At 69.0% G+C, this 22,129-nt stretch carries 25 protein-coding genes and 1 tRNA gene; 9 read left to right on the plus strand and 17 right to left on the minus strand.

The features are described from left to right. Positions 1 to 5: 5 nt before the first annotated feature. The 5 genes from OG975_RS25850 to OG975_RS25870 all read right to left on the minus strand — a co-directional run bounded on the left by OG975_RS25850 (position 6) and on the right by OG975_RS25870 (position 3,987). Entirely contained in the window at positions 6 to 791 is a 786-nt protein-coding gene (locus tag OG975_RS25850; RefSeq protein ID WP_406336463.1) for a hypothetical protein, read from the minus strand. A gap of 118 nt (positions 792 to 909) precedes the next feature. Beyond that, on the minus strand, positions 910 to 1,599 hold the full coding sequence (locus OG975_RS25855; RefSeq protein WP_406331749.1) for a DUF488 family protein: 690 nt from the start codon (positions 1,597 to 1,599) through the stop codon (positions 910 to 912). A 243-nt stretch (positions 1,600 to 1,842) separates the two neighbouring features. After that, positions 1,843 to 1,916: transfer RNA gene (locus tag OG975_RS25860), tRNA-Pro, on the minus strand. 29 nt (positions 1,917 to 1,945) lie between these two features. Continuing rightward, on the minus strand, positions 1,946 to 2,746 hold the full coding sequence (locus OG975_RS25865; protein ID WP_406331751.1) for a Pr6Pr family membrane protein: 801 nt from the start codon (positions 2,744 to 2,746) through the stop codon (positions 1,946 to 1,948). A gap of 314 nt (positions 2,747 to 3,060) precedes the next feature. Beyond that, positions 3,061 to 3,987 (minus strand): metallophosphoesterase, encoded by a 927-nt coding sequence (locus OG975_RS25870; RefSeq protein ID WP_406331752.1) that lies wholly within the window; start codon positions 3,985 to 3,987, stop codon positions 3,061 to 3,063. A 134-nt stretch (positions 3,988 to 4,121) separates the two neighbouring features. On the opposite strand from OG975_RS25870, the gene OG975_RS25875 reads away from it, so the two are divergent. Next, positions 4,122 to 4,586, plus strand: a complete 465-nt coding sequence (locus tag OG975_RS25875; protein WP_327430434.1) for a GatB/YqeY domain-containing protein — start codon at positions 4,122 to 4,124, stop codon at positions 4,584 to 4,586. Positions 4,587 to 4,781: 195 nt separating this feature from the next. Here OG975_RS25875 and OG975_RS25880 read toward each other — a convergent pair whose 3' ends face one another. From OG975_RS25880 to OG975_RS25890, 3 genes are all read right to left on the minus strand, one after another. Further along, positions 4,782 to 5,021, minus strand: coding sequence for a LuxR C-terminal-related transcriptional regulator (locus OG975_RS25880; RefSeq protein ID WP_381263141.1), 240 nt, complete (start codon positions 5,019 to 5,021; stop codon positions 4,782 to 4,784). A gap of 204 nt (positions 5,022 to 5,225) precedes the next feature. After that, positions 5,226 to 5,687: a hypothetical protein gene (locus OG975_RS25885; RefSeq protein ID WP_406331753.1), complete on the minus strand. Its 462-nt coding sequence runs from the start codon at positions 5,685 to 5,687 to the stop codon at positions 5,226 to 5,228. A 186-nt stretch (positions 5,688 to 5,873) separates the two neighbouring features. Then, positions 5,874 to 8,144, minus strand: coding sequence for a transglycosylase domain-containing protein (locus OG975_RS25890; protein ID WP_406331754.1), 2,271 nt, complete (start codon positions 8,142 to 8,144; stop codon positions 5,874 to 5,876). Between the two features lie 419 nt (positions 8,145 to 8,563). On the opposite strand from OG975_RS25890, the gene wblA reads away from it, so the two are divergent. Beyond that, a complete protein-coding gene (gene wblA, locus OG975_RS25895; RefSeq protein ID WP_028799159.1) occupies positions 8,564 to 8,902 on the plus strand; it encodes a transcriptional regulator WblA in 339 nt (112 codons plus the stop codon). Between the two features lie 104 nt (positions 8,903 to 9,006). On the opposite strand, the gene OG975_RS25900 is transcribed toward wblA, so the two are convergent. Further along, a complete protein-coding gene (locus OG975_RS25900) occupies positions 9,007 to 10,362 on the minus strand; it encodes an ArsA family ATPase (RefSeq protein ID WP_406331755.1) in 1,356 nt (451 codons plus the stop codon). Beyond that, a complete protein-coding gene (locus OG975_RS25905) occupies positions 10,359 to 11,336 on the minus strand; it encodes an ArsA-related P-loop ATPase (RefSeq protein ID WP_330306146.1) in 978 nt (325 codons plus the stop codon). The genes OG975_RS25900 and OG975_RS25905 overlap by 4 nt, the downstream gene beginning before the upstream one ends. Positions 11,337 to 11,454: 118 nt before the next feature. Here OG975_RS25905 and OG975_RS25910 point away from each other — a divergent pair, with 118 nt between their 5' ends. The 4 genes from OG975_RS25910 to OG975_RS25925 all read left to right on the plus strand — a co-directional run bounded on the left by OG975_RS25910 (position 11,455) and on the right by OG975_RS25925 (position 14,040). Next, positions 11,455 to 11,616 (plus strand): DUF4177 domain-containing protein, encoded by a 162-nt coding sequence (locus OG975_RS25910; RefSeq protein WP_143608830.1) that lies wholly within the window; start codon positions 11,455 to 11,457, stop codon positions 11,614 to 11,616. Continuing rightward, complete coding sequence (locus tag OG975_RS25915) at positions 11,613 to 12,083, plus strand: RidA family protein (protein ID WP_406331756.1); 471 nt, start codon at positions 11,613 to 11,615, stop codon at positions 12,081 to 12,083. The genes OG975_RS25910 and OG975_RS25915 overlap by 4 nt, the downstream gene beginning before the upstream one ends. Before the next feature lie 260 nt (positions 12,084 to 12,343). Continuing rightward, the gene (locus tag OG975_RS25920; protein WP_406331757.1) at positions 12,344 to 13,213 is read left to right on the plus strand and encodes an NUDIX hydrolase; all 870 of its coding nucleotides are present in this window, start codon (positions 12,344 to 12,346) and stop codon (positions 13,211 to 13,213) included. Continuing rightward, positions 13,210 to 14,040, plus strand: coding sequence for an MBL fold metallo-hydrolase (locus OG975_RS25925; protein ID WP_406331759.1), 831 nt, complete (start codon positions 13,210 to 13,212; stop codon positions 14,038 to 14,040). Before OG975_RS25920 ends, OG975_RS25925 begins: the two co-directional genes overlap by 4 nt. A gap of 60 nt (positions 14,041 to 14,100) precedes the next feature. Here OG975_RS25925 and OG975_RS25930 read toward each other — a convergent pair whose 3' ends face one another. The 4 genes from OG975_RS25930 to OG975_RS25945 all read right to left on the minus strand — a co-directional run bounded on the left by OG975_RS25930 (position 14,101) and on the right by OG975_RS25945 (position 16,879). Beyond that, positions 14,101 to 14,907: a nucleotidyltransferase domain-containing protein gene (locus OG975_RS25930; RefSeq protein WP_406331760.1), complete on the minus strand. Its 807-nt coding sequence runs from the start codon at positions 14,905 to 14,907 to the stop codon at positions 14,101 to 14,103. 73 nt (positions 14,908 to 14,980) lie between these two features. Further along, the gene (locus OG975_RS25935; RefSeq protein WP_406331761.1) at positions 14,981 to 15,451 is read right to left on the minus strand and encodes a hypothetical protein; all 471 of its coding nucleotides are present in this window, start codon (positions 15,449 to 15,451) and stop codon (positions 14,981 to 14,983) included. 388 nt (positions 15,452 to 15,839) lie between these two features. Continuing rightward, on the minus strand, positions 15,840 to 16,076 hold the full coding sequence (locus tag OG975_RS25940; protein ID WP_406331762.1) for a hypothetical protein: 237 nt from the start codon (positions 16,074 to 16,076) through the stop codon (positions 15,840 to 15,842). Between the two features lie 128 nt (positions 16,077 to 16,204). Continuing rightward, a complete protein-coding gene (locus OG975_RS25945) occupies positions 16,205 to 16,879 on the minus strand; it encodes a Crp/Fnr family transcriptional regulator (RefSeq protein ID WP_006382668.1) in 675 nt (224 codons plus the stop codon). Positions 16,880 to 17,251: 372 nt separating this feature from the next. On the opposite strand from OG975_RS25945, the gene nth reads away from it, so the two are divergent. The 3 genes from nth to OG975_RS25960 are packed head-to-tail and all read left to right on the plus strand — an operon-like array spanning position 17,252 to position 20,351. Then, positions 17,252 to 18,301, plus strand: a complete 1,050-nt coding sequence (gene nth, locus OG975_RS25950; RefSeq protein ID WP_406331764.1) for an endonuclease III — start codon at positions 17,252 to 17,254, stop codon at positions 18,299 to 18,301. A gap of 60 nt (positions 18,302 to 18,361) precedes the next feature. Continuing rightward, positions 18,362 to 19,138 carry an NUDIX domain-containing protein gene (locus OG975_RS25955; RefSeq protein WP_406331766.1) on the plus strand — a complete coding sequence of 259 codons (777 nt, stop codon included), beginning with the start codon at positions 18,362 to 18,364 and terminating at the stop codon, positions 19,136 to 19,138. Positions 19,139 to 19,151: 13 nt separating this feature from the next. Beyond that, positions 19,152 to 20,351, plus strand: a complete 1,200-nt coding sequence (locus tag OG975_RS25960) for a MarP family serine protease (protein WP_406331767.1) — start codon at positions 19,152 to 19,154, stop codon at positions 20,349 to 20,351. Positions 20,352 to 20,378: 27 nt separating this feature from the next. Here the strand turns inward: OG975_RS25960 and OG975_RS25965 are convergent, their stop codons facing one another. The 3 genes from OG975_RS25965 to OG975_RS25975 form a co-directional block, all read right to left on the minus strand. Then, positions 20,379 to 20,558 (minus strand): hypothetical protein, encoded by a 180-nt coding sequence (locus OG975_RS25965; protein ID WP_327430447.1) that lies wholly within the window; start codon positions 20,556 to 20,558, stop codon positions 20,379 to 20,381. Positions 20,559 to 20,675: 117 nt separating this feature from the next. Further along, positions 20,676 to 21,614, minus strand: a complete 939-nt coding sequence (locus tag OG975_RS25970; protein WP_406331769.1) for an alpha/beta fold hydrolase — start codon at positions 21,612 to 21,614, stop codon at positions 20,676 to 20,678. Beyond that, complete coding sequence (locus tag OG975_RS25975; RefSeq protein WP_406331770.1) at positions 21,611 to 22,087, minus strand: phage holin family protein; 477 nt, start codon at positions 22,085 to 22,087, stop codon at positions 21,611 to 21,613. The genes OG975_RS25970 and OG975_RS25975 overlap by 4 nt, the downstream gene beginning before the upstream one ends. Positions 22,088 to 22,129 lie beyond the last annotated feature (42 nt).

Below are 22,129 nucleotides of genomic sequence, written 5' to 3' on the forward strand. Positions count from 1 at the left end.
CAGCGTCAGTTGCCGAACAGGCCGTCCTGGACGTACTGAACGACATGCGCCTTCGGGTAGAACAAGCCCAGCAACATGAAGGTCTTCGGGTGCGCGGCGATGTTGCCGACGAAGCAGTGGACAGCCTTGTCTGCGGTGAACATCTGGTCGAACCAGCGCTCCCGCAGCTTGTCGTGGACAGCGCTCTCGCCGTACTTGCGCAGGAACTTGCGGTATGACTCGCCGGCCTCCCAGTCCTTCAGCCCCATGTCGTGCCCGGGGCAATCGTCGTCGACGCAGCGGAAGCTGTAGCGGAACTCCAGTGGGACCCACTCAAGTCTGTTGAGATCCTGCTCGAACAGATCCAACTGGTCGGCCAGCGCGGCCTTGGACGCCGGCCAGGGCTCGGCCGAAGCAAGCCGGAAGCCGGTGACCTCGGCGGGACGGAAGATGCCCAGGGAGGTCCCGTGCGCCTCCTGGTCCCTCTTGATGGCGCACAGAGACGTCGCGACGAGCGGTTCTATGTACGAGTACCGCTGCTTCCAACCGTCGGTGGGCGGGACGTGGTCCACGACCCGCAGCGTTTCGAGGTTGGGGCGAAGGCTCTCGGGCCGCCTGTCCCCGCTGTGCTGCTGTACGTCGACCTCGATGACCGAGTACTTCGCGAACTGGCTTCCCTCATCGAGGAGTCGAAAGGGCACAGGGAAGAGACGCACGTGCCGTGGTGGTCCCTGGCCGAGCCGTATGCCAGCCACGCAACTGGTCTCGCGGTACTTGGCTGACAGCTCCGGATACGTCTTGACCGTGATCATTATTCGCGCCCGTTGCCGCGCTCCGCCCATTGCGCCCCCTTTGCCGGTTCGCCCCCCGGTCGATTGGAGGCGAGGCATTCGCCTCCGGCAAGAGCGCCTATGGGCTCGATGGTTGAAGTCAGGCGAACGCCGTTACGGGCAGCGACGTTTGCTTGCGGACCGCCTCCAGAACCACTTGGCGGTGACAGCGCTCCTCGTCCTTCTCGAAGCACAGCACCGCGACACGCGACTGCCTGGCGTGCCCAGCGAGACGGTCGAGGTCCGACTGGGCCTCGTCGGAACGCATCACACCGCGGAACCTCGCCCTGCCTTCAGCGAGACGTCCCTCCCAGAACGGAGCCCGGTTGTCCTTGGGATTCCCCAGGCCACGCAGGTGGATGTACTCGATGTCGGCCTCGGCCAGGGCCTCCCCGAGACGGGTCTTGCTGAAGCCCCTCTTGCGGCTGATCGGGGTGAGCCGCACGTCCGCCACGACACTGATGCGGCTGTCGAGGAGCGAGGCGACGAACGAGTCGATGTCCCGGCCTTCGTATCCGGCGGACCAGAGACCGGGTGTGACGGGCGGGACCCGAGCCGCCCGGAACAGGTCATCAAGGGAGACCGCAAGAGCCTCGGCCACCGCGCCGACGGTGAAGAAACCTGGCTGGATCGCTCCCTCGCTCTCCAGGCGGCCCAGCGTCCCAATGGCGATGCCCGCCTCCTTCGCCAGCCGTTCCCGCGTCCACCCGCGGTCCTCCCGTAACGCACGTACCCGCTGGGCGAGCGCGCGAGCATGGTCTTGGGATGGTGCTGAGCGAGGACCTGCCATGTGCGGTGTTCCTAACGACCGTTGAGGTAGCCCGCACGGGTGTTCCTGGTCAGTTACGAGCCCTGGATTCGCGGACGCGCAGGTCCGAGGGCGCGCGAGCACCGCTCTTCCTGCGGCACTGGAGACTGCTCCTGGGAGAAGCCGACCAAGATCTTCTCCCAGATTTCTCCCAAGCGATCTCCAGGAACCACTCAGGGGCCTGATCCATCAAATGGATCAGGCCCCTGACCTGGTACTTCACTGTCGGGGTGGCGGGATTTGAACCCACGACCTCTTCGTCCCGAACGAAGCGCGCTGCCAAGCTGCGCTACACCCCGATCGTCGCTGCTTGTCGCGGCGACGTCGTTTACTTTAGCCCACTGGTGGCCGGAGACGAAATCCGGTTTTCGGGGCGTCGGACGCGGTGGTGGACCGGGTCGGGGCGGACGTGGTCGAGGGCGACGGTGAGAAGGGCGAGGGCGTAGAAGGCGACGCCGAGGATCGCCGTGTTGCCGAGGATGCCGACGTAGCCGTGCCGGTCGACGTCCACGAAGGGGTAGAGGTAGCGCGTGGGGGTGCCGGGGGACATCATCGCGCCGCGGGCCAGGGAAAAGCCCAGGTAGGCGAGGGGGTAGAGGATCCAGGTGGCGGCGTTTCGGACGGCCAGCGGGGTCGGGCGGGTCAGCAGGAGCCAGTCGGCCAGCACCACGATCGGCGTCGCCGTGTGCAGCAGCTGGTTGGCCACCGCGTTCCAGCCCGTGAGGGTGTCGATCTCCCCGGTCATCGAGAAGCCGCTGGACTGGTTCGCCAGGATCAGGTGGTAGACGAGGCCCGTGATCGCGATGTAGAGCAGTGTGCCGCCGGTCACTGCGCCGGGCAGCGGGCGGCGTGCCGTCCACGCGCGCCAGGCCGAGGCGGCGAAGACCACCGCCACGAGCACGTTGCTCTGGATCGTGAAGTAGCTGAGGACGCGGAGCGGGCTTCCCAGGATCAGCTCGATGGCCACGCCCGTCGCCGCCGCGAGGGCTACGAGGAGTCGGAAGGCCGCCGCCGCCGGGCGGCGTGCGGGGGCCACCACCGCCGTCGCGGGGACGACGGAGAGGGTCGGCGGGGGGATACCCGGTATCGCGGGGAGGTCGGGTATGTCCTTGGGTATGGGGGCGATCATGGCCCCACGCTAAGGGGAGCGGACGAATCGGGCGATATGGGTCGCCTGGGTGGGTTACGTCCGCGCAGTCCGCACAGCCCACACAGCCCGTGCCGTCCATGCCGTCCGTGTCGGCGGGGCGCAGCCGTCCGTGCCGCTCATGTCGGTGGCTTGCGGCCGTCCGGGTCTCTGCACCGCGGGCGACCGTATGAGTGGCGCGCGCTGTTCCCGCCCTGTTTTGTCAGCGGCGCGCCCCCGTCGGCGCCCCGCGTCCGCTCCCTGCTCTCCGGCCCCTACCCTCCGGCCTCTGCTCTCCGCCCTTACCCTCCGGCCCCTTACCTCCGCTCCACCAACGTCAGCAGCGAAGCCTCCGGCGGGCAGGCGAACCGTACCGGCGTGTAGCGGTTCGTTCCGCAGCCCGCCGAGACGTGCAGGTACGCCGTCCGGCCCTCCGACGTATGCGTGGACAGGCCCTTCACGCGGTCCGCGTCCAGGTCGCAGTTGGTGACCAAGGCGCCGTAGAAGGGGATGCAGACCTGGCCGCCGTGGGTGTGGCCGGCCAGGATCAGCGGGTAGCCGTCGGCCGTGAAGGGGTCAAGGGTGCGCAGGTACGGGGCGTGGACCACGCCCATCGAGAAGTCGGCGGACTCCGAGGGGCCACCGGCCACGCGCGCGTAGCGGTCCCGCTTGATGTGCGGGTCGTCGAGGCCGGTCAGCTCGATCTCCGCGCCCTCGACCTTCAGCGTCCCCCGCGTGTTCGTCAGGTTCAGCCAGCCCGCCGTGTCGAAGCCGTCGCGCAGGTCCTCCCACGGGTTGTGGATGGCGCCCACCACGGGTGGGTTGCCGTTCAGGCCGTGGCGGCCCTGGATCTTCTCGGTCAAGTAGCGGGCGGGGTTGCGGGGTTTGGGGCCGTAGTAGTCGTTCGAACCGAAGACGTACGCCCCCGGGAACTCCATCAGGGGGCCCAGCGCGTCCAGGACCTCGGGCACGCCCTCGGGGTCGGAGAGGTTGTCCCCGGTGTTGATCACGAAGTCGGGGCGCAGGCCGGCCAGGGAGCGCAGCCAGCGCTGCTTCTTGCGCTGACCGCTCACCATGTGGATGTCGGAGACCTGAAGGACGCGCAGTGGTCGCATCCCGGGTGGCAGGACCGGGACCGTCACCCTCCGGAGGCGGAAGGAACGGGCCTCGAAACCCGCCGCGTACAACAGACCGGCGGCGCCCACCGCCGTGATTCCCAGGGGTACTCCGTATCGCGCGCGCATACGTCCATCGTGTCAGATCCCGGCGAGCCCCCTGCCCGCCTGTGGACAACCCCGCACTCCCCCCGGAGGGCACAAGGGAGCGCGCCCCGAAATCAACAGGCAACCGGCTGACCACACCTGCGACAATCAGCGACATGACCACGCTCAAGTCGAAGCTTCAGGAAGACCTCAACGCCGCGATCAAGGGGCGCGACGAGCTCCGCTCCTCGACGCTCCGGCTGACCCTCACCGCCATCACCAAGGAGGAGGTCGCGGGCAAGACCAAGCGCGAACTCTCCGACGACGAAGTGCAGAAGGTGATCACCCGCGAGGCGAAGAAGCGCCGCGAGGCCGCGGACGCCTTCGCGCAGGGCGGGCGTCCCGAGTCGGCCGAGCGGGAGAAGGCGGAAGGCGAGGTCCTCGCCGCGTACCTGCCCAAGCAGCTGTCCGACGACGAGCTTCAGCAGATCGTCGCCCAGGCCGTCGAGGAGGCGAAGGCGGCGGGTGCCGAGGGGCCGCGCGCCATGGGGCAGGTCATGAAGATCGTGAACCCGAAGGTGGCCGGCCTGGCCGAGGGCGGTCGCGTCGCCGCCGTGGTGAAGAAGCTGCTCGCCGGCTGAGGCGGCGCCAGAAGGTCCTCGTGGGCCAGGAGTTCATCCTGGCCCACGATTCCGACATTCCGACGCGTCGCCTCAGGCGCTGTTGTCGGTCAGGTGAACGAGGCCCCGGCGGTCACCCAGGTACCCCTGTCGGCCTGTATCGGTCTGTATCAGGCCGGTCTGTATCGGGCCGGTCTGTATCGGTCCGTGCGGTCGTCAGTGATCGGTGTCGGTGCTCCCGAGGAGCCCGAGTTCCTGGGCGCGTGCCCCCAGGGCCACCCGCCCGTTGGCTTCGAGCAGTTCCATGAGTCGCTGCACCTTGCGTTGCACCGTTCGGTGTCCGACCCCCAAGTGCCGGGCAATCGACGCGTCGTTCAGCCCCTCGTACAACAGATTCAGGATCTTCTGGTCGTTGGCATCGATTCCTGGATTGGTGGTGTCACATTCCGGCGTCACGGTCAAAGTCGCCTCCCCCATGAAGCAGCCCGATCACTGCCTTTCGGGATGCCAGTCTAGGAAGCGCCTGTGAGTCCGGACAGCAGAATAAATCTCACCAATGACTTTTTAACGGGGCGAGCAGGGTGACGCAATTACGCCATCCCCGCTCGCCTTCAGGCCATTTGTACTTTCAGGCCATGCGTACGTGGAGTACAGGCACGCTCAGTACCAGGGCGTGCACGATTCGTTGCCCGAGGGGTCCTCCGCGCAGGCCCGCATTTCGTAACCCGAAGGGTTGTAGTACATCGGCGTGCGTGTGTAGTAGTAGTTCGTTCCGCCAGGGACCTTCGAGGTCCAGCCCGAGGCCCCGCCCTTCTTCTCGCCGAGACGCCAGTAACAGGTCGAGTGGCTCTTGGTACAGCGCTGGACGTAGACCGTCCAGTTCTGCTGGTCCGAGCCGCTGATGTACCAGAGACGGCCCCAGCTGTACTGGTCTCCGTCCGTCTTTCCCCAGCGCATTTCATACTCGAATGAGCCGCCGAGGTCATACGGGCCGTAGGGGCTGACCGGCCCGGTCTGCCAGGTCTGGACGTTCGGGTCATGGCCGTCGCAGCCGAAGTTGTCGCAGGAGGCGGCCTGTGCCGAAGTGGGCACGGCCAGGGCCAGGGTCAGGGAACTGAGCAAGGCTCCGAGTGTGAAACCGAGTCGGGATCTGAGTTTCATGTCCCCTCCATCTGAGACGGCAACAGCAAGGGCACCCTCAAGGCGGGGCCGGACGTGAATATGTCACGCCCTCCGCCGAGAAGGTGCCCTTACGGTGAAGCTGACGTAATTACGCCGGACGCTTCAATCGCAGCTCAAGGGGTACGGTCAGCCGCGCTGCCCACCGTTTCCGTTTCCCTGGATCAATCCCTCGGGAATGGAGAAGGAAGGCGTCGGGATCACTACACCGCCGTCGGTCTGGCCGCTGATGGTGGTCCCGTTGGTGCTGTTCCCGTTTCCGTTCCCGTTGCCGTTTCCATTGCCGTTGTTGTCGCCGTTGTCCCCGTCGTCCTTGCCCTTGTTCTTGTCGGCGTCGGGAATGTCGACCAGGTTGAAGGAGGGGGCCTCCTTGCCCGTGAGGGCGCCGGTCATCAAGTCCCGCCAGATGGGGCCGGGGACCTGACCGCCGTAGACCTTGTAGCGATAGACGCCGCCGATCTTGATGTTCACCATCTTGACCTTCTGGGTGGCGCTGCCGACCCAGACCGCGCCCGACAGGTTCGGCGTGTAGCCGACGAACCAGGCGTTCTTGCGCTCGTCCGTCGTACCGGTCTTACCGGCGTTGGCACGGTCGGTGAGACCGGCCTGCTGGCCCGTACCGGAGTCGATCACGCCGCTCAGCAGGGTGTTGATGGTGTCCGCGGTCTTCTCGGACATCGCCCGCTGGCAGGTCGACTTCGGTACTTCGAGGGACTTCTGCGTGCCGTTGATCTTCTGCGTGATCGACTCGATGGCGATCGGGGTGCAGTACATGCCGCGGGAGGCGAAGGCGGCGTACGCGGTGGCCATAGTCAGCGGGGAGATGCCCTTGGCGCCGAGGGCGATGGAGGGCACCTGGGGGAGCTTGTCGCCGTTGCCCTGGACCACGCCGAGCTTGTCGATCTGGTTCATCACCGGGCAGAGGCCGATGTCCGAGATCATCTGCACGAAGTAGGTGTTGACCGACTTGGCCATCGCCTCCTTCAGCCGGTACGGACCGACCTCGGACGCGCTCTCGTTCGGCACCTGCTCGTTGGCCTGGTTGGTCCAGGGCTTGCTGCCGCAGGTCTGTACGGGGCTGGGGTAGAGCATCTTGTTCGGCGACGAGTACTCCTGTGTCGCCGGCTTGCCCTGCTCCAGCGCGGCCGCGGCCACGAAGGGCTTGAAGGTCGAACCGGTCGGGAAGCCGTAGTTCGAGCCGCCCATGTCGTAGTTGACCGAATAGTTGTACTCGGTCTCGTTCTTCCCGTAGCCGTAGGGCTTCGACTGGCCCATGCCGAGGATCTTCCCGGTGCCGGGCTGGACCAGGGTGGCTGCTGCCGCGACCTTGTCGGACTTGTTGACGTGGGACTTGAGCGACGCCTGGATCGACTCCTGGGACTGCGGGTCCAGCGTCGTACGGATCGTCAGGCCGCCCTGGTTCCAGATCTTCGCCCGCTGCTCCTTGGTCTTGCCGAAGACAGGGTCGCTCAGGAAGACGTTCTCCACGTACTTGCAGAAGAAGCTGGCGCCCTTGACGGCCGTGATGCAGCCGTTCTTGGGCTGGCTGACGTGCAGGCCGAGCTTCTTCTTCTTGGCCGCGTCGGCCTCCTGCTGGGAGATGTCGTGCACCTCGGCCATGCGCTGCAGCACGGTGTTGCGGCGCTTGGTGGCCTCCGCCTCGTCGTTCACCGGGTCGTACCGGCTGGGCGACTGGACGATGCCCGCGAGCAGCGCCGACTGCTGGAGGTTCAGGTTCTTGGCGGGCTTGGAGAAGTAGCGCTGGGCGGCGGCCTCGATGCCGTAGGCCTGCTCACCGAAGAACGTGATGTTCAGGTAGTTCTCGAGGATCTTCTTCTTGCCGAGCTTCTCTTCCAGCTGGATCGCGTACTTGAGCTCGCGGATCTTGCGGCCGAGGGTCTGCTGGGTGGCCTGGGCGACCTTCGTCGGGTCGTCGCCGGCCTCTTCGACGAAGTAGTTCTTCACCAGCTGCTGGGTGAGCGTGGAGGCGCCCTGGGCCACTCCGCCGTTCTGCGCGTTCTGGTTCACGGCGCGCAGGACGCCCTTCAGGTCGATCGCGCCGTGCTGGTAGAAGCGGGAGTCCTCGATCGCGACGATCGCCTTCTGCATGTACGGCGAGATGTCCTTGAGGTCGACCACCGTGCGGTCGCGCGAGTAGACCGTCGCGATCTGATCGCCCTGGCTGTCCAGGATCGTGGTCCGCTGGCTCAGCGCCGGACTCTTCAGGTTGTCGGGAATCTCGTCGAACCCCTGGACGGACCCCTTGGCCGCCAGACCGAACGCGCCCACGGCGGGCAGCGCGATTCCGGCCATGACAGCACCAGCGAGCACGCTGACACCGAGGAACTTGGCGGCCTGCTGCGTTGCCGACAGACCGCCGCCCGAGCGCTTCTTTGGCATGAGGGCAGCCTACGTTCTCATTTGCCGGACACGCGTATATGCCTTGGCCTAAGCTGCTCTCAACTGTCACAGCAGTGCGGCCACGTATCAATACGTCCGGCGACCCCGAATCGTTCCGGAGGTTCCCCAACTTTTTTGTTGAGGGCTCATTGAGGACGTGTCCGAATCAGCCTCATGTGTCACCAGGCGTCCGTTGTGACTCAACTGAATTGTCCGGGTTTGCCGGGATGCTCACGCATGTCCCCAGCTCACTCCCCCGGGTGATCTGCCGCTTACGCATAGTCCGTTCGGGCCATTCAAGATTGGGCCCGAAGGGGGTGTTGCGCTGTGCCCACCTTCCGTAACGTCCTCAACTGGCGGCGGTGAATATGCCGCTGCCGCCGTGGGGGAGCCTCGATTCGGGAGAGGACGGCGCCGGTATGGGCTGGGTTACCGACTGGAGTGCGCAGGCGGCCTGCCGCACTACCGATCCGGATGAACTGTTCGTTCAAGGAGCAGCGCAGAACCGGGCGAAGGCAGTGTGCACCGGATGTCCGGTGCGCACGGAGTGCCTCGCCGATGCGCTCGACAACCGCGTCGAATTCGGCGTGTGGGGTGGCATGACCGAGCGGGAGCGCCGGGCATTGCTGCGTCGGCGGCCGACCGTCACCTCGTGGCGTCGCCTGCTGGAGACCGCGCGCACGGAGTACGAGCGCGGCGCGGGCCTGCTGCCCCTCGACGAGGAAGAGGTGTACGAGCGCTACGCGGCGGTGGGCTGAGGGCGTTCTCCCTTCGGGGCAGGGCGTATCCGCTCGGAGCCCCTCGGGCCCCGTCGGGGCTGAGGGCGTCCCCTTCGGGTTTCCCTCGGACCTCGCCGGATTCCTTAGCCTTCGGGCAGCTCCGGCCGATTGGCCGCGAGCCGGTTCCCGATGTCCCGCAGCCCGGCGAGGTCATGCACGTCGCCCGGCAGCGCGGCCACTTCGGCCACGGCCACCTCGGGGTGGAGCGCGGCGAAGCGGTCACGCGTGCGCTGCTCGCGGGAGAGCAGCTGCATGCGCTCGGCATGCAGCCTCAGCAGGCCTGCGGTGAGCTGTTCGACGGTCCGGTCGGTATCCGTGGCGGCGGGGGAGCCTTCGTCGGAACCGTCAGGAGCTGATGCTTCGGAAGCGGGAGATTCTGAACTGCCGTACGTGTCGGGAGAGTTACGAAGTCCAGCTTTCCCGCCCCCCTGATCGACAATGCGGGCCTCGTCAAGATTTTCTGCAGCCTCGGAATCGGCCGCGGAATCAGTTGCGGAGTCAGCCGCGGAATCAAGATCTTCCGCGGCGGCGAGCGCCCGCTCGGCGGACAGCTGAGCGGCACCGCTGCCGTGCACCCGGTTGAGTACCAGACCGGCGAACGGCATGTCCTCGGCGGCCAGCCGCTCCACGAAGTACGCGGCCTCGCGCAGCGCGTCCCGCTCCGGGGCCGCCACCACCAGGAACGCGGTGCCGGGCGCCTGGAGCAGCTTGTACGTGGCGTCCGCGCGCGTACGGAACCCGCCGAACGTCGTGTCCATCGCGGCCACGAACGTCTGGACGTCCTTGAGGAGCTGGCCGCCCAGCAGCTTGCCCAGGGTGCCGGTCATCATCGACATCCCGACGTTCAGGAACTTCATCCCCGCGCGCCCGCCCAGCTTCGCCGGCGCCGTCAGCAGCCGGATCAGCCGTCCGTCGAGGAACGAGCCGAGCCGCTTCGGCGCGTCCAGGAAGTCGAGCGCCGAGCGGGACGGCGGAGTGTCGACGACGATCAGGTCCCACTCGTCCCGCGCCCGCAGCTGCCCCAGCTTCTCCATCGCCATGTACTCCTGCGTGCCCGCGAAGCCCGCCGAAAGCGACTGGTAGAAGGGGTTGTTCAGGATCGCGGCCGCCCGGTCGCCGTCCGCGTGCGCCTCGACGATCTCGTCGAACGTGCGCTTCATGTCGAGCATCATGGCGTGCAGCTCGCCGTCCCCCTCGACGCCCTTCACACGCCTCGGGGTGTTGTCCAGCGAGTCGATGCCCATCGACTGGGCGAGCCTGCGCGCCGGGTCGATGGTGAGCACGACCACCTTGCGGCCGCGCTCGGCGGCGCGCAGCCCCAGGGCCGCCGCCGTGGTCGTCTTGCCGACGCCGCCCGAGCCGCAGCACACCACGATGCGGGTCTCCGGGTCGTCGAGCAGCGGGTCGACGTCGAGTACGCGGGCCGGGTTCAGACTCATGAGATCCCTTGCGTGCGCAGTTCCGTGGCGAGCTCGTACAGGCCCGCCAGGTCCATTCCCTCGGCGAGCAGCGGGAGTTCGTGCAGCGGCAGGTCCTGCTCCGTGAGCACGGCGCGCTGCTCGCGCTCAAGGGCGTACCGCTCGGCGTACTCCTCGGCCTGCTGGAGCAGCGGCCCCACCAGCCGCTCGGCGAGTCCGCCGCGGCGGGCGCCGCCGAGTCCGGCCGCGGAGAGCGACTTGGCGATCGCGGTACGGGGAGCGGCGGCCGTGAGCTCCAGGTCGGCTTCGTCCAGGAGCGCGGGCCGCACCATGTTCACGATGATCCGGCCCACCGGCAGCTTCGCGGCCCGCAGCTCGGCGATGCCGTCCGCGGTCTCCTGGACGGGCATCTCCTCCAGCAGCGTCACCAAGTGGACCGCCGTCTCCGGGGACTTGAGGACGCGCATGACGGCCTGTGCCTGATTGTGTATCGGGCCGATCTTGGCGAGGCCGGCCACCTCGTCGTTGACGTTCAGGAAGCGCGTGATCCGCCCGGTGGGCGGCGCGTCCATGACGACGTAGTCGTACGCGAACCGCCCGCTCTTGTCCTTCCGGCGTACGGCCTCACACGCCTTCCCGGTGAGGAGTACGTCTCTGACGCCCGGCGCGACGGTGGTCGCGAAGTCGATGGCGCCGAGCTTTTTCAGGGCGCGGCCCGCGCTGCCCAGTTTGTAGAACATCTGGAGGTAGTCCAGAAGGGCCAGTTCGGGGTCGATGGCGAGGGCGTACACCTCCCCGCCCCCCGGAGCGACGGCGATCTTCCGCTCCTCGTAGGGCAGCGCTTCTGTCTCGAAGAGCTGCGCGATGCCCTGTCTGCCCTCGACCTCGACGAGGAGGACGCGCTTGCCCTCGGTCGCGAGGGCGAGCGCGAGGGCCGCGGCCACCGTGGTCTTGCCGGTACCGCCCTTGCCGCTGACGACCTGGAGCCTGCTCACGTATTCGAGCCTAACCAGTCCGCCGCCGGACTACGCAGGAGGCTGTGGACAACGTGTGCCTGCGGCGGTGGCCGACGCGGGCGGGAAGCGGTGGTCGGCAACGGCTACAGTCGGCCATATGACCAAGTGGGAATACGCAACCGTGCCGCTGCTCGTCCATGCCACGAAGCAGATTCTGGACACCTGGGGCGAGGACGGCTGGGAGCTCGTCCAGGTCGTGCCCGGGCCGAACAACCCCGAGCAGTTGGTGGCCTATCTGAAGCGGGAGAGGTCGGCATGAGCGGCGCCGTCGAAGCGAAGCTGGCGGAACTCGGGCTGAGCCTGCCGGACGTCGTGCCGCCGCTGGCCGCCTACCAGCCAGCCGTGCAGTCCGGTGTGTACGTCTACACCGCGGGCCAGCTTCCGATGGTGGACGGCAAGCTTCCGGTCACCGGCAAGGTGGGTGCCGAGGTCACGGCCGAGGAGGCCAAGGACCTGGCCCGCATCTGTGCGCTGAACGCCCTCGCCGCGGTCAAGTCGGTCGCGGGCGACCTGGACCGCGTCGCGCGCGTCGTGAAGGTCGTCGGCTTCGTCGCCTCCGCCTCGGACTTCACCGGCCAGCCGGGTGTCCTGAACGGCGCGAGTGAACTCCTGGGCGCGGTCCTCGGCGACAAGGGCGTCCACGCCCGTAGCGCGGTCGGCGTGGCGGTACTCCCGCTGGACGCCCCGGTAGAGGTCGAGATCCAGGTCGAGCTGACGGCCGTCTAGGCGAGCACGGCTTTCTTCGCCCCCAGACCCCTGCTTAAAAGATTGCGCAGTTCCCCGCGCCCCTTTTAGGGGCGCGGGGAACTGCGCGAACGGCCCCCACCGGCCCGCAGCCGACGAACTACTCCCGGGGTCGAAGGGGCGGAGCCCCTGGGGGATGGGACGGGTAGGGGCGGCGGGGGCGCAAAACCCGGCCTCGACGTCGGCCCGGAGATCCCCTGAGGCCTCTCGAACATCCGCCCGGCTCGGGATAGCCTCCGCCCATGGCGAATGGGCAGTGGTACCCACCGGAGTGGCCAGAGCGGATCCGCGCGCTCGCGGAGGGCACGCTGACCCCGGTCACCCCCAAGCGCGCGGCCACGGTCATGCTCCTGAAGGACACCCAGTCCACCCCCGTCGTCCACATGCTCCGCAGACGCGCCTCCATGGCCTTCGCCGCAGGCGCGTACGCGTATCCGGGCGGCGGCGTGGACCCGCGCGACGACGAGCACCACATCCGCTGGGCGGGCCCCACGCGCGCGTGGTGGGCGAACAGGCTGGGCGTGGACGAGACCTCCGCCCAGGCGATCGTCTGCGCGGCGGTACGGGAGACGTACGAGGAGGCGGGCGTCCTGCTCGCCGGCCCCACCCCGGACACCGTGGTCGGCGACACCACGGGCGAGGAGTGGGAAGCGGACCGCGCGGCCCTGGTCGCCCGCGAGCTCTCCTTCGCCGAGTTCCTCGACCGCAGGGGCCTGGTCCTCAGGTCGGACCTCCTGGGCGCCTGGACCCGCTGGATCACCCCCGAGTTCGAGTCCCGCCGCTACGACACGTGGTTCTTCGTGGCCGCCCTCCCGGAGGGCCAGCGCACCCGCAACGCCTCCACGGAGGCCGACCGCACGGTATGGATCCGCCCGGCGGACGCGGCAGCCTCGTACGACAAGGGCGAGCTCCTGATGATGCCGCCCACCGTCGCGACCCTGCGCCAGCTCATCCCGTACGACAGTGCCGCCGACGCCCTCGCCGACGCACCCACCCGCGATCTGACCCCCGTCCTGGCCAAGGCCCGCATGGAGAACGGCGAGCTGATCCTCGCCTGGCCCGGACACGACGAGTTCACCAAGCACATTCCGACCGGTGGAGCCCCCGCATGACCGACGCAGCCGCCCTCCCCGGCCAGCCGAGAGGCGGAGTCCTCTCCGGCCCCGCCACCGCGCGCGCCGTCAACGTCCTCGCCCCCAACGCCTCCGCGATGACTCTGGACGGCACCAACACCTGGATCGTCGCCGAGCCGGACTCCGAGCTCGCGGTGGTGATCGACCCGGGGCCCCTGGACGACGTACATCTGCGGAATGTCGTGGATACGGCGGAGAAGGCCGGGAAACGGGTCGCGCTGACGCTGCTGACGCACGGGCACCCGGATCACGCCGAGGGTGCGGCGCGGTTCGCCGAGCTGACCGGGACGGCGGTGCGGGCGCTGGACCCGGCGCTGCGGCTCGGGGACGAGGGGCTGGCCGCGGGGGATGTGATCACCGTGGGCGGGCTCGAACTGCGCGTCGTGCCGACCCCGGGGCACACCGCCGACTCGCTGTGCTTCCATCTCCCGGCCGACCGGGCGGTCCTGACCGGTGACACCGTCCTCGGTCGCGGTACGACCGTGGTGGCCCACCCCGACGGCCGCCTGGGCGACTATCTCGACTCCCTGCGCCGGCTCCGCTCCCTGACGGTCGACGACGGCGTCCACACCGTCCTGCCCGGCCATGGGCCCGTCCTGGAGGACGCCCAGGGTGTCGTCGAGTTCTACCTCGCCCATCGCGCCCACCGACTCGCCCAGGTCGAGACGGCGGTCGAGAACGGCTACCGGTCGTCGGGCGAGGTCGTCGCGCATGTGTACGCGGATGTGGACCGTTCCCTGTGGCCCGCGGCGGAGCTGTCCGTGCTGGCGCAGATGGACTACCTGCGCGAGCACGGCCTCATCTAGGCACCACGGCCTCATCTAGCACTGGGCACGCAGGCGTTTTTGGGGCTCCTAGGGAGGTACTCAAGGGCGTGGCGCCTTAACGCCATGCACGCGCGCGTACTCCTCGGCGAGCCACGGCCCGAGGTCGTTGACGTACGAGCGCAGGACGGTGAGGTCGCCGACCGGCTCGTACCCCAGGACGGCCGCCTCCCGCATCTGCGTGGCCCGCTCCGGGTAGTACGCGCCGAACGCCTCGGCCATCTCCCTCAGGTCGCTGGTCCAGCCGTTCCAGCGGGGCATGACGAGCGTGAAGCCGGTGCGCACGAGACGGCGTGACATGAAGCGGACGAGCGGGCGCCGGGCCTCTTCGGTGTCCGCGGCCCCGGCGATCCGCTCGCGCCAGCGCGGCAGCAGCAGCGCGAGGTCGCCGTTCGTCTCGCGGGCCAGGAGCGAGTCGGGGCGGTAGCGCGGCAGATCCTCGGCCAGATCCTCGCCCAGGAGCGGCGTACAGAGGCAGGCGACGAACCAGCCGAGGTCGTACCTCTCCAGGTCGCTCAGCAGCTGCGCACGGCTGACCAGCAGCGTCCCGCCGCCGTCGATCTGCGCGAACTCCTTGTCGAGCGCCTCGTCCAGCGTGCGGGCGTCGGCGCGGTCCGCCTCGGTGGGCTCCTCGCGCAGGACGAGGAGCAGATCGAGGTCGGAGCGCCCCACGCGCGCGGTGCCGCGCGGAATCGAGCCGTAGAGGTACGCGCTCGTCATCCGCGCCCCGAAGACGTCCGTCAGCCGGTCGCGGGCCGCGGCCACCACGGGCCGGAACTCCCGCGGGATCCGCCCGAGGGAGCCCTCACGCGCGATGCAGCCCTGCTCGTCGAGCCCCTTGTCGTTCATGGGGCCACTGTGCACCGGCGGCGCCATGGGGTCATGTCATTTCCGGCGGACCAATTCCGTGCCATCTGCTGCGTCACCTCCAGCGGAACACGCGCACCCGGTGGTTGGGGCGTGCCGCCGTGCAGATCACGGCGAGGCAGTCCCCTGAGGCGGCCAGGAGCGCCCGGTGGCTGTAGCCGGGCAGGGCGCGCTCGGCCACGACGCGGCCGTCGGCGGGATCGAGCACGGTCGCCCGGTCTCCGTAGCCGTTCAGGACCACGAGGCAGCCCCGGTGGGCCAGCGGGAAGACCGTGCGGCCGTATGTGCTGTGCCACCTCCAGAGGAAGTCGCCCGTGGTGCCGGAGAACGCGCGAAGCTCGCTTCCCTCGTCCTCCTCGTCGTCGTAGTGGGGCGGGACGAGTTCGACGGCGAGCGTGTCGCCGACGACCGCCGTGTGCGGCCCGAACCCCTCGTGCGACGTGGCCGGTTCGATCGTCTGCTCCGCGTCCTCACCCATCACGTGGAGCCGGTAGGGAGCACCCTCCTCGCGGTCGGCGGCGGACACGACGACGGGGCGGGCCGCCAGGACGGAGACGTCGCCCCAGTCCCCGGGGAGCGGTCGCTCCCACTGGAGGTGCCGGTGCGCGCGTCGAGCGCTTAACTCGATCGTGTGATCGTCGGCTCGCTGGCTTGCGGCGTCCTGGGCCGTCCGGGTTAACGTGATCGTGCGATCTGGGACGCCGGGTACGGCGCCAGTGTGCGGGGCCCCTGCTCCACCGGAGTGATGGTTCAGGGCCTCCCCGTCGCCTCTGGCCGTATCCATATGGCCAGGTCGCGCAGGGAACTGGCCTCCCGGGCCCGGACCACGGACAGGATCCGTGTCGCTGCCCCGGGGTTGAGTACGCCGGGGACCAGTACGCCCAAGACCGTTCGGGGCGTGCGGCTGAGCGGGCTCACTCATGCTCAGTCTCCAGGAACGGTTCACCGGTGGTCAGGCCGTACGCCTGCACCCGGTCGAAGCGGGCCAGGGCGAGGGTCCCGGCCACGGCCCAGGCGCCGAGCGGCGCGCCGGGGTCCCCGTTCTCCCGGCCGATCTTCCACAGCCGCGGCGCCGAGGCGGGCCCCCGCCGCCACCAAGGGCGCGCCGACGTTCCGCCCCAGACCGACTCCGGCACTCTGTCCTCGTCCATCCCCACCCCTTGGACCCCGCCCCGGTGACACGAGAAGGGCCCCACCGTATGGCAGGGCCCTTCACATGCGTTCTCGGCTATTCAGCTATTCAGCTATTCAGCTATTCGGCTGTTCAGCGAGTCCGGGACTAGCGCGAGCGCTTCGCGAGGCGCTCCACGTCCAGCAGGATCACCGCGCGGGCCTCCAGGCGGAGCCAGCCGCGGCCCGCGAAGTCGGCGAGCGCCTTGTTGACCGTCTCGCGGGACGCGCCGACCAGCTGGGCCAGCTCCTCCTGCGTGAGGTCGTGCACGACGTGGATGCCCTCTTCGGACTGCACGCCGAAGCGGCGCGAGAGGTCCAGGAGCGCGCGGGCGACGCGGCCCGGGACGTCCGAGAAGACCAGGTCGGACATCTGGTCGTTGGTCTTGCGCAAGCGCCGGGCGACGGCGCGCAGCAGCGCGGCGGCCACCTCGGGCCGCGCGTTCAGCCAGGGCTGGAGGTCGCCGTGGCCGAGGCCCAGCAGCTTGACCTCGGTCAGCGCGGTGGCGGTCGCCGTGCGCGGGCCCGGGTCGAACAGCGACAGCTCGCCGATCAGCTCACCGGGGCCGAGGACAGCGAGCATGTTCTCGCGGCCGTCGGGGGAGGTGCGGTGGAGCTTCACCTTGCCCTCGGTGACCACGTAGAGGCGGTCCCCGGGGTCGCCCTCATGGAAGAGAGCGTCGCCGCGTGCGAGGGTCACCTCACTCATGGAGGCGCGGAGCTCCGCGGCCTGCTCGTCATCCAGCGCCGCGAAGAGCGGGGCGCGCCGCAGAACGTCGTCCACGAGTTCTCTCCTTGTCGACCTGCTCAGGGGATGTTGCTCCCCCTTGGTACCAGGGGACCGTGTTCCCCATCTTGCCGGACGGTCCAAACAGTGTGATCAGTCACAAGTCTGCCGCACTGGCGTCCCGGGCAGTGCGGCAGGGGGCCAATTGGGGGCCGATCTCCTGGGTCCGGGGCGGATGTCGGTGCCGGGCTTTAGGCTGGCCGGGTGTCCAAATCGCCGGTGAGAGCACAGGCCAAGGGGGCTGGGCGGGTGGTTGTACGTCGTGATTCCGCTGTGGGCGAACAGGGCTCCGGCGGAACCAGGAAACCGACAATAGCGACAAAGTCGACGCAGGTGAAGGTGCCTGCGACGACGCCGGTGGAGACGCCCGTGAAGACCCCGGTCAGCGCGGCGGCGAAGAACGCTGCCAAGAAGCCCGCCAAAAAGGCGACAGCCACCGCAAAGAAGGCGGCACCCGCAAAAGTGACCACAAAGAAGGCGACGGCGAAGGTCGCGAAGGCCGCCGTGAAGACCGCGGCGCCGACGAAGGCTGCGAAGAGTGCGGCCCCCGCCAAGACCGTGAAGCAGGCGAAGGCCACGAAGGCTACAAAAGCTACGAAGACCACGAAGGCCACGAAAACGGTGCCCGCCGTCAAGCCCCCCAGGGCCGAGTCCCCCACCGCCCTCGTCCGCCGAGCCCGTCGCATCAACCGCGAGCTCGCCGAGGTGTACCCGTACGCCCACCCGGAGCTGGACTTCGAGAACCCCTTCCAGCTGATCGTCGCCACGGTCCTGTCCGCCCAGACGACCGACCTGCGGGTGAACCAGACGACGCCGGCGCTCTTCGCCAAGTACCCGACCCCCGAGGACCTGGCCGAGGCCAACCCGGAGGAGGTCGAGGAGATCCTCCGGCCGACCGGGTTCTTCCGGGCCAAGACCAGGTCGGTGATAGGGCTCTCCAAGGCGTTGCGGGACGACTTCGGGGGCGAGGTCCCCGGCCGCCTCGAAGACCTCGTCAAGCTCCCCGGTGTGGGCCGCAAGACCGCCTTCGTCGTCCTCGGCAACGCGTTCGGGCGCCCCGGAATCACCGTGGACACCCACTTCCAGCGGCTCGTCCGCCGGTGGCAGTGGACCGACGAGACCGACCCGGACAAGATCGAGGCGGCCGTCGGCGAGCTCTTCCCGAAGAGCGAGTGGACGATGCTCTCGCACCATGTGATCTTCCACGGCCGCCGTATCTGCCACGCCCGCAAGCCCGCCTGCGGCGCCTGCCCCATCGCCCCGCTCTGCCCGGCGTACGGGGAGGGCGAGACCGACCCCGAGAAGGCGAGGAAGCTCCTCAAGTACGAGAAGGGCGGCTTCCCCGGCCAGCGCCTCAAGCCCCCGCAGTCCTACCTGGACGCGGGCGGCATCCCCGCACCCCCACTGGGCGCCGGATGACGGGATGACGGAACGAACACGGCACCGGCAGGCGTTGGGAACAGCAGAACGGGGGTGGCGATGACGCACGCGAGCAACACGCACAGCAGGCACGACGGATACGGCACGCACGACACGCACGACTCGCACGGCACGCATGACTCGCACGGCACCGATGGCTCGCAGGGCGGTCCGGTGGCACTCAGCAAGGAGGGCCTGCCCGACTGGCTGGCCCCGGTGGTGCGCGCCGCCGAGACGGTCGAGCCGCTCCAGCTGAGCCGCTTCCTGCCCCCGGTGAACGGCGCGGGGCGGCAGTCCGCCGTCCTCATCCTGTTCGGCGAGGGCGACCGCGGCCCCGAGCTGCTGCTCATGGAGCGCGCGGGCTCCCTGAGATCGCACGCCGGACAGCCCTCGTTCCCCGGCGGCGCCCTCGACCCCGAGGACGGCGACCCGAAGACCGACGGACCGCTGCGGGCGGCTCTCCGCGAGGCCGAGGAGGAGACCGGCCTCGACCCGAGCGGCGTCCAGCTCTTCGCCGTGCTGCCGAAGCTGTACATCCCGGTGAGCAGTTTCGTGGTCACCCCGGTCCTGGGCTGGTGGCGCCGCCCCACCCCGGTCGGTGTCGTCGACCCCGCGGAGACGGCCCGCGTCTTCACGGTCCCCGTGGCGGATCTCACGGACCCCGCCAACCGCGCCACCACTGTGCACCCCAGCGGCCACCGAGGTCCGGCATTTCTGGTCGAATCCGCCCTGGTCTGGGGCTTCACGGCCGGCGTGATCGACAAGCTGCTGCACTACGCGGGCTGGGAGCGCCCGTGGGACCGGGAGAACCAGGTCCCGCTCGACTGGCGCGCATGACAAGGTGACCTCCGTGAATGTGCTGGACATCCTGTTGCTGGTCGCCGCTGTGTGGTTCGCGATCGTGGGCTATCGCCAGGGCTTCGTCGTCGGCATCCTGTCGGTGATCGGCTTCCTGGGCGGTGGCCTCGTCGCCGTCTACGTCCTCCCCGTCATCTGGGGCTGGGCGACCGACGACACCAAGGTGAGTACGACCGCCGCCGTCGTCGCGGTGGTCGTCGTGATCGTCTGTGCCTCCGTCGGCCAGGCCCTCACCACCCACCTCGGCAACAAGCTGCGCCGGTACATCACGTGGTCCCCGGCCCGCGCCCTGGACGCGACGGGCGGCGCCCTCGTCAACGTCGTGGCGATGCTGCTCGTCGCCTGGCTGATCGGCTCGGCCCTCGCCGGTACGACGCTGCCGACGCTCGGCAAGGAGGTCCGTAACTCCAAGGTGCTGCTCGGCGTGTCACGCGCCCTGCCCGCCCAGGCCAACACCTGGTTCGCCGACTTCTCCTCGGTCCTCGCGCAGAACGGCTTCCCGCAGGTCTTCAGCCCGTTCGCCAACGAGCCGATCACCGAGGTCCAGCCCCCCGACCCGGCCCTCGCGAACAGCGCCGTCGCCGCCCGCTCCCAGAAGTCCATCGTCAAGATCATGGGCACCGCGCAGAGTTGCGGCAAGGTCCTCGAAGGCACCGGCTTCGTCTTCGGCGACCGCCGTGTGATGACCAACGCGCACGTGGTCGGCGGAGTCGACGAGCCCACCGTCCAGATAGGCGGCGAGGGCAAGAAGTACGACGCCACGGTCGTCCTGTACGACTGGGAGCGCGACATCGCCGTACTCGACGTACCGAACCTGAAGGCGCCCGCGCTGCAGTTCACCACCCAGGACGCGAGCAGCGGCAACAGCGCGATCGTCGCCGGCTTCCCGCAGAACGGGTCGTACAACGTCCAGCCCGCGCGCGTGCGCGGCCGCATCACGGCCAACGGCCCGGACATCTACCACCGCAAGACGGTGCGCCGCGACGTCTACTCGCTCTACGCGACCGTGCGTCAGGGCAACTCCGGCGGCCCGCTGCTGACACCCGAAGGCAAGGTGTACGGCGTGGTCTTCGCGAAGTCGCTCGACAACGCCGACACCGGTTACGCCCTCACCGCGGACGAGATCCAGGAGGACGTCACCAAGGGGCGTACCGCGAACCAGCAGGTGGACAGCGACAGCTGCGCGCTGTAGTCCGGCTGTTGGAGGGGCCCGGTGGCCTCAGCCGCGTGGGTGGCGCAGCCGGACCGAGACCCAGCGGGCCCGGCGGCGCAGAATGCGCGGAATCCCCACTTGGGGGTCCGTGCCCGGCAGCTGCGGGGTGCCCCTCTGATGGGAGCTCAGGCCCGAGGCCGAGCGGCGTGTGCGTGCTGCGTCACTGTAGTCGTGCGTCCAGCCCATACCCCGACGTCTGCCCCTGCCCCAAGGTCGATAACCGTGCCCCGGGCCCCCAATTGGCCTATGCGCCGGGCAATTGGCTGTTCGTAGGACAGGTGTTCTCGGACGGTCACCGACGGGTCACCGATCGGGCTCGGGATCCTTCAGCCAGTTGACCAATTCGGTTGAAAACGCCACCGGGTCCTCCTCGTGCGGGAAGTGCCCGAGACCGTCGAACAGCCGCCAGCGGTACGGCGCTTCGACGTACTCCCCGGATCCGGCCGCGCTCCGCGTCCGCATCACCGGGTCGAGTGAGCCGTGCAGATGCAGCGTCGGGACGCGAACCGGCCGCTTCATCCGCCGGTTGAACTGGATGCCGTCCGGGCGCGCCATGGACCGCACCATCCACCGGTACGGCTCGATCGAGCAGTGCGCCGTCGACGGGATGCACATGGCGCGGCGGTACGTCTCCACGGCGTCGTCGTCCGGCAGCCGAGGCCCCGACCAGTCCCGTACCAGACGACCCACCAGGGCGCCGTCGTCCGCGACGAGTTGGCGCTCCGGGATCCACGGCCGCTGGAACCCCCAGATGTAGGAGCCCGCGGCGGTCTGCTTGACGTCGGAGAGCATGGCGGAGCGCCAGCGCCGGGGATGCGGCATGGAGGACACGACGAGCCGGCGGACGAGCTTGGGCCGCATGACGGCCGCCGTCCACGCCAGATAGCCGCCCAGGTCGTGTCCGACCAGCGCGGCGTCGGGCTCGCCGAGGGACCGTACGACCCCGGTGATGTCGAGCGCGAGGTTGGCGGGGTCGTAACCGCGCGGGGTGCGGTCGCTGCCGCCGACCCCGCGCAGGTCCATGGCCACGGCTCGGAACCCGGCGTCGGCGAGCGCCACCAGCTGGTGCCGCCACGTCCACCAGAACTGCGGGAAGCCGTGCAGCAGCAGGACGAGCGGCCCGTCCCCCATCTCGGCGATGTGGAAGCGCGCGCCATTGGCGGCGACATCACGATGCGTCCAGGGACCGTCGAGTCGTACGGCCGAGGTGGGTTGCGCCGAAGGTGTGGCGGGGTCCGTCATGAGGACGAGCGTGCCACAGCCTTGACGGTGTCCTCGACCCGTTCCGGGCGGGGGTGCGGCTTGGCGTTCTGCAGGACGCCCGCCGTCTCCTTCATCGAGGCGGCGACCTTCTGCGGTCCCTGCCCCTTCTTGGCCTTCTTCGCGAAGACGACACCGATCAGTGCGAGAACGGCGGCGACCAGCACATTCGCGGCGAAGGACAGCACGAAGCAGATCGCGAGATTCCAGTTGCTCCAGGTCCGGATGCCGTACGCCAGGGCGAAACTCAGCATCGGAAGGGAGAAGATCAGCACCGCGCCGGCCGCCGCGAACGCCCCGCCGCCGACCGCGCCGCGCTTGACGTCCTGCTTGAGCTGGGCCTTCGCCAGTGCGATCTCGTCGTGCACCAGTGCGGACATCTCGGTCGTCGCCGAGGCGAACAGCTGGCCGATGCTGCGTTCGGCGCCGACCGGGCTGCCGTCGGGTGCGCTCATCGCGATCTCCCTCATCTGCTTCTGTTTGTACCGTCTGGTGCT

Source organism: Streptomyces sp. NBC_00203, from assembly GCF_045206325.1.
Lineage (GTDB): Bacteria > Actinomycetota > Actinomycetes > Streptomycetales > Streptomycetaceae > Streptomyces > Streptomyces lutosisoli.

Bases quoted from the DNA above. Each gene is read 5' to 3' on its own strand.
- OG975_RS25850 (WP_406336463.1), bottom strand. From the start codon at position 791: ATGATCACGGTCAAGACGTATCCGGAGCTGTCAGCCAAGTACCGCGAG.
- OG975_RS25855 (WP_406331749.1), bottom strand. From the start codon at position 1,599: ATGGCAGGTCCTCGCTCAGCACCATCCCAAGACCATGCTCGCGCGCTC.
- OG975_RS25865 (WP_406331751.1), bottom strand. From the start codon at position 2,746: ATGATCGCCCCCATACCCAAGGACATACCCGACCTCCCCGCGATACCG.
- OG975_RS25870 (WP_406331752.1), bottom strand. From the start codon at position 3,987: ATGCGCGCGCGATACGGAGTACCCCTGGGAATCACGGCGGTGGGCGCC.
- OG975_RS25875 (WP_327430434.1), top strand. From the start codon at position 4,122: ATGACCACGCTCAAGTCGAAGCTTCAGGAAGACCTCAACGCCGCGATC.
- OG975_RS25890 (WP_406331754.1), bottom strand. From the start codon at position 8,144: ATGCCAAAGAAGCGCTCGGGCGGCGGTCTGTCGGCAACGCAGCAGGCC.
- wblA (WP_028799159.1), top strand. From the start codon at position 8,564: ATGGGCTGGGTTACCGACTGGAGTGCGCAGGCGGCCTGCCGCACTACC.
- OG975_RS25900 (WP_406331755.1), bottom strand. From the start codon at position 10,362: ATGAGTCTGAACCCGGCCCGCGTACTCGACGTCGACCCGCTGCTCGAC.
- OG975_RS25910 (WP_143608830.1), top strand. From the start codon at position 11,455: ATGACCAAGTGGGAATACGCAACCGTGCCGCTGCTCGTCCATGCCACG.
- OG975_RS25915 (WP_406331756.1), top strand. From the start codon at position 11,613: ATGAGCGGCGCCGTCGAAGCGAAGCTGGCGGAACTCGGGCTGAGCCTG.
- OG975_RS25920 (WP_406331757.1), top strand. From the start codon at position 12,344: ATGGCGAATGGGCAGTGGTACCCACCGGAGTGGCCAGAGCGGATCCGC.
- OG975_RS25925 (WP_406331759.1), top strand. From the start codon at position 13,210: ATGACCGACGCAGCCGCCCTCCCCGGCCAGCCGAGAGGCGGAGTCCTC.
- OG975_RS25930 (WP_406331760.1), bottom strand. From the start codon at position 14,907: ATGAACGACAAGGGGCTCGACGAGCAGGGCTGCATCGCGCGTGAGGGC.
- OG975_RS25940 (WP_406331762.1), bottom strand. From the start codon at position 16,076: ATGGACGAGGACAGAGTGCCGGAGTCGGTCTGGGGCGGAACGTCGGCG.
- OG975_RS25955 (WP_406331766.1), top strand. From the start codon at position 18,362: ATGACGCACGCGAGCAACACGCACAGCAGGCACGACGGATACGGCACG.
- OG975_RS25965 (WP_327430447.1), bottom strand. From the start codon at position 20,558: ATGGGCTGGACGCACGACTACAGTGACGCAGCACGCACACGCCGCTCG.
- OG975_RS25970 (WP_406331769.1), bottom strand. From the start codon at position 21,614: ATGACGGACCCCGCCACACCTTCGGCGCAACCCACCTCGGCCGTACGA.
- OG975_RS25975 (WP_406331770.1), bottom strand. From the start codon at position 22,087: ATGAGCGCACCCGACGGCAGCCCGGTCGGCGCCGAACGCAGCATCGGC.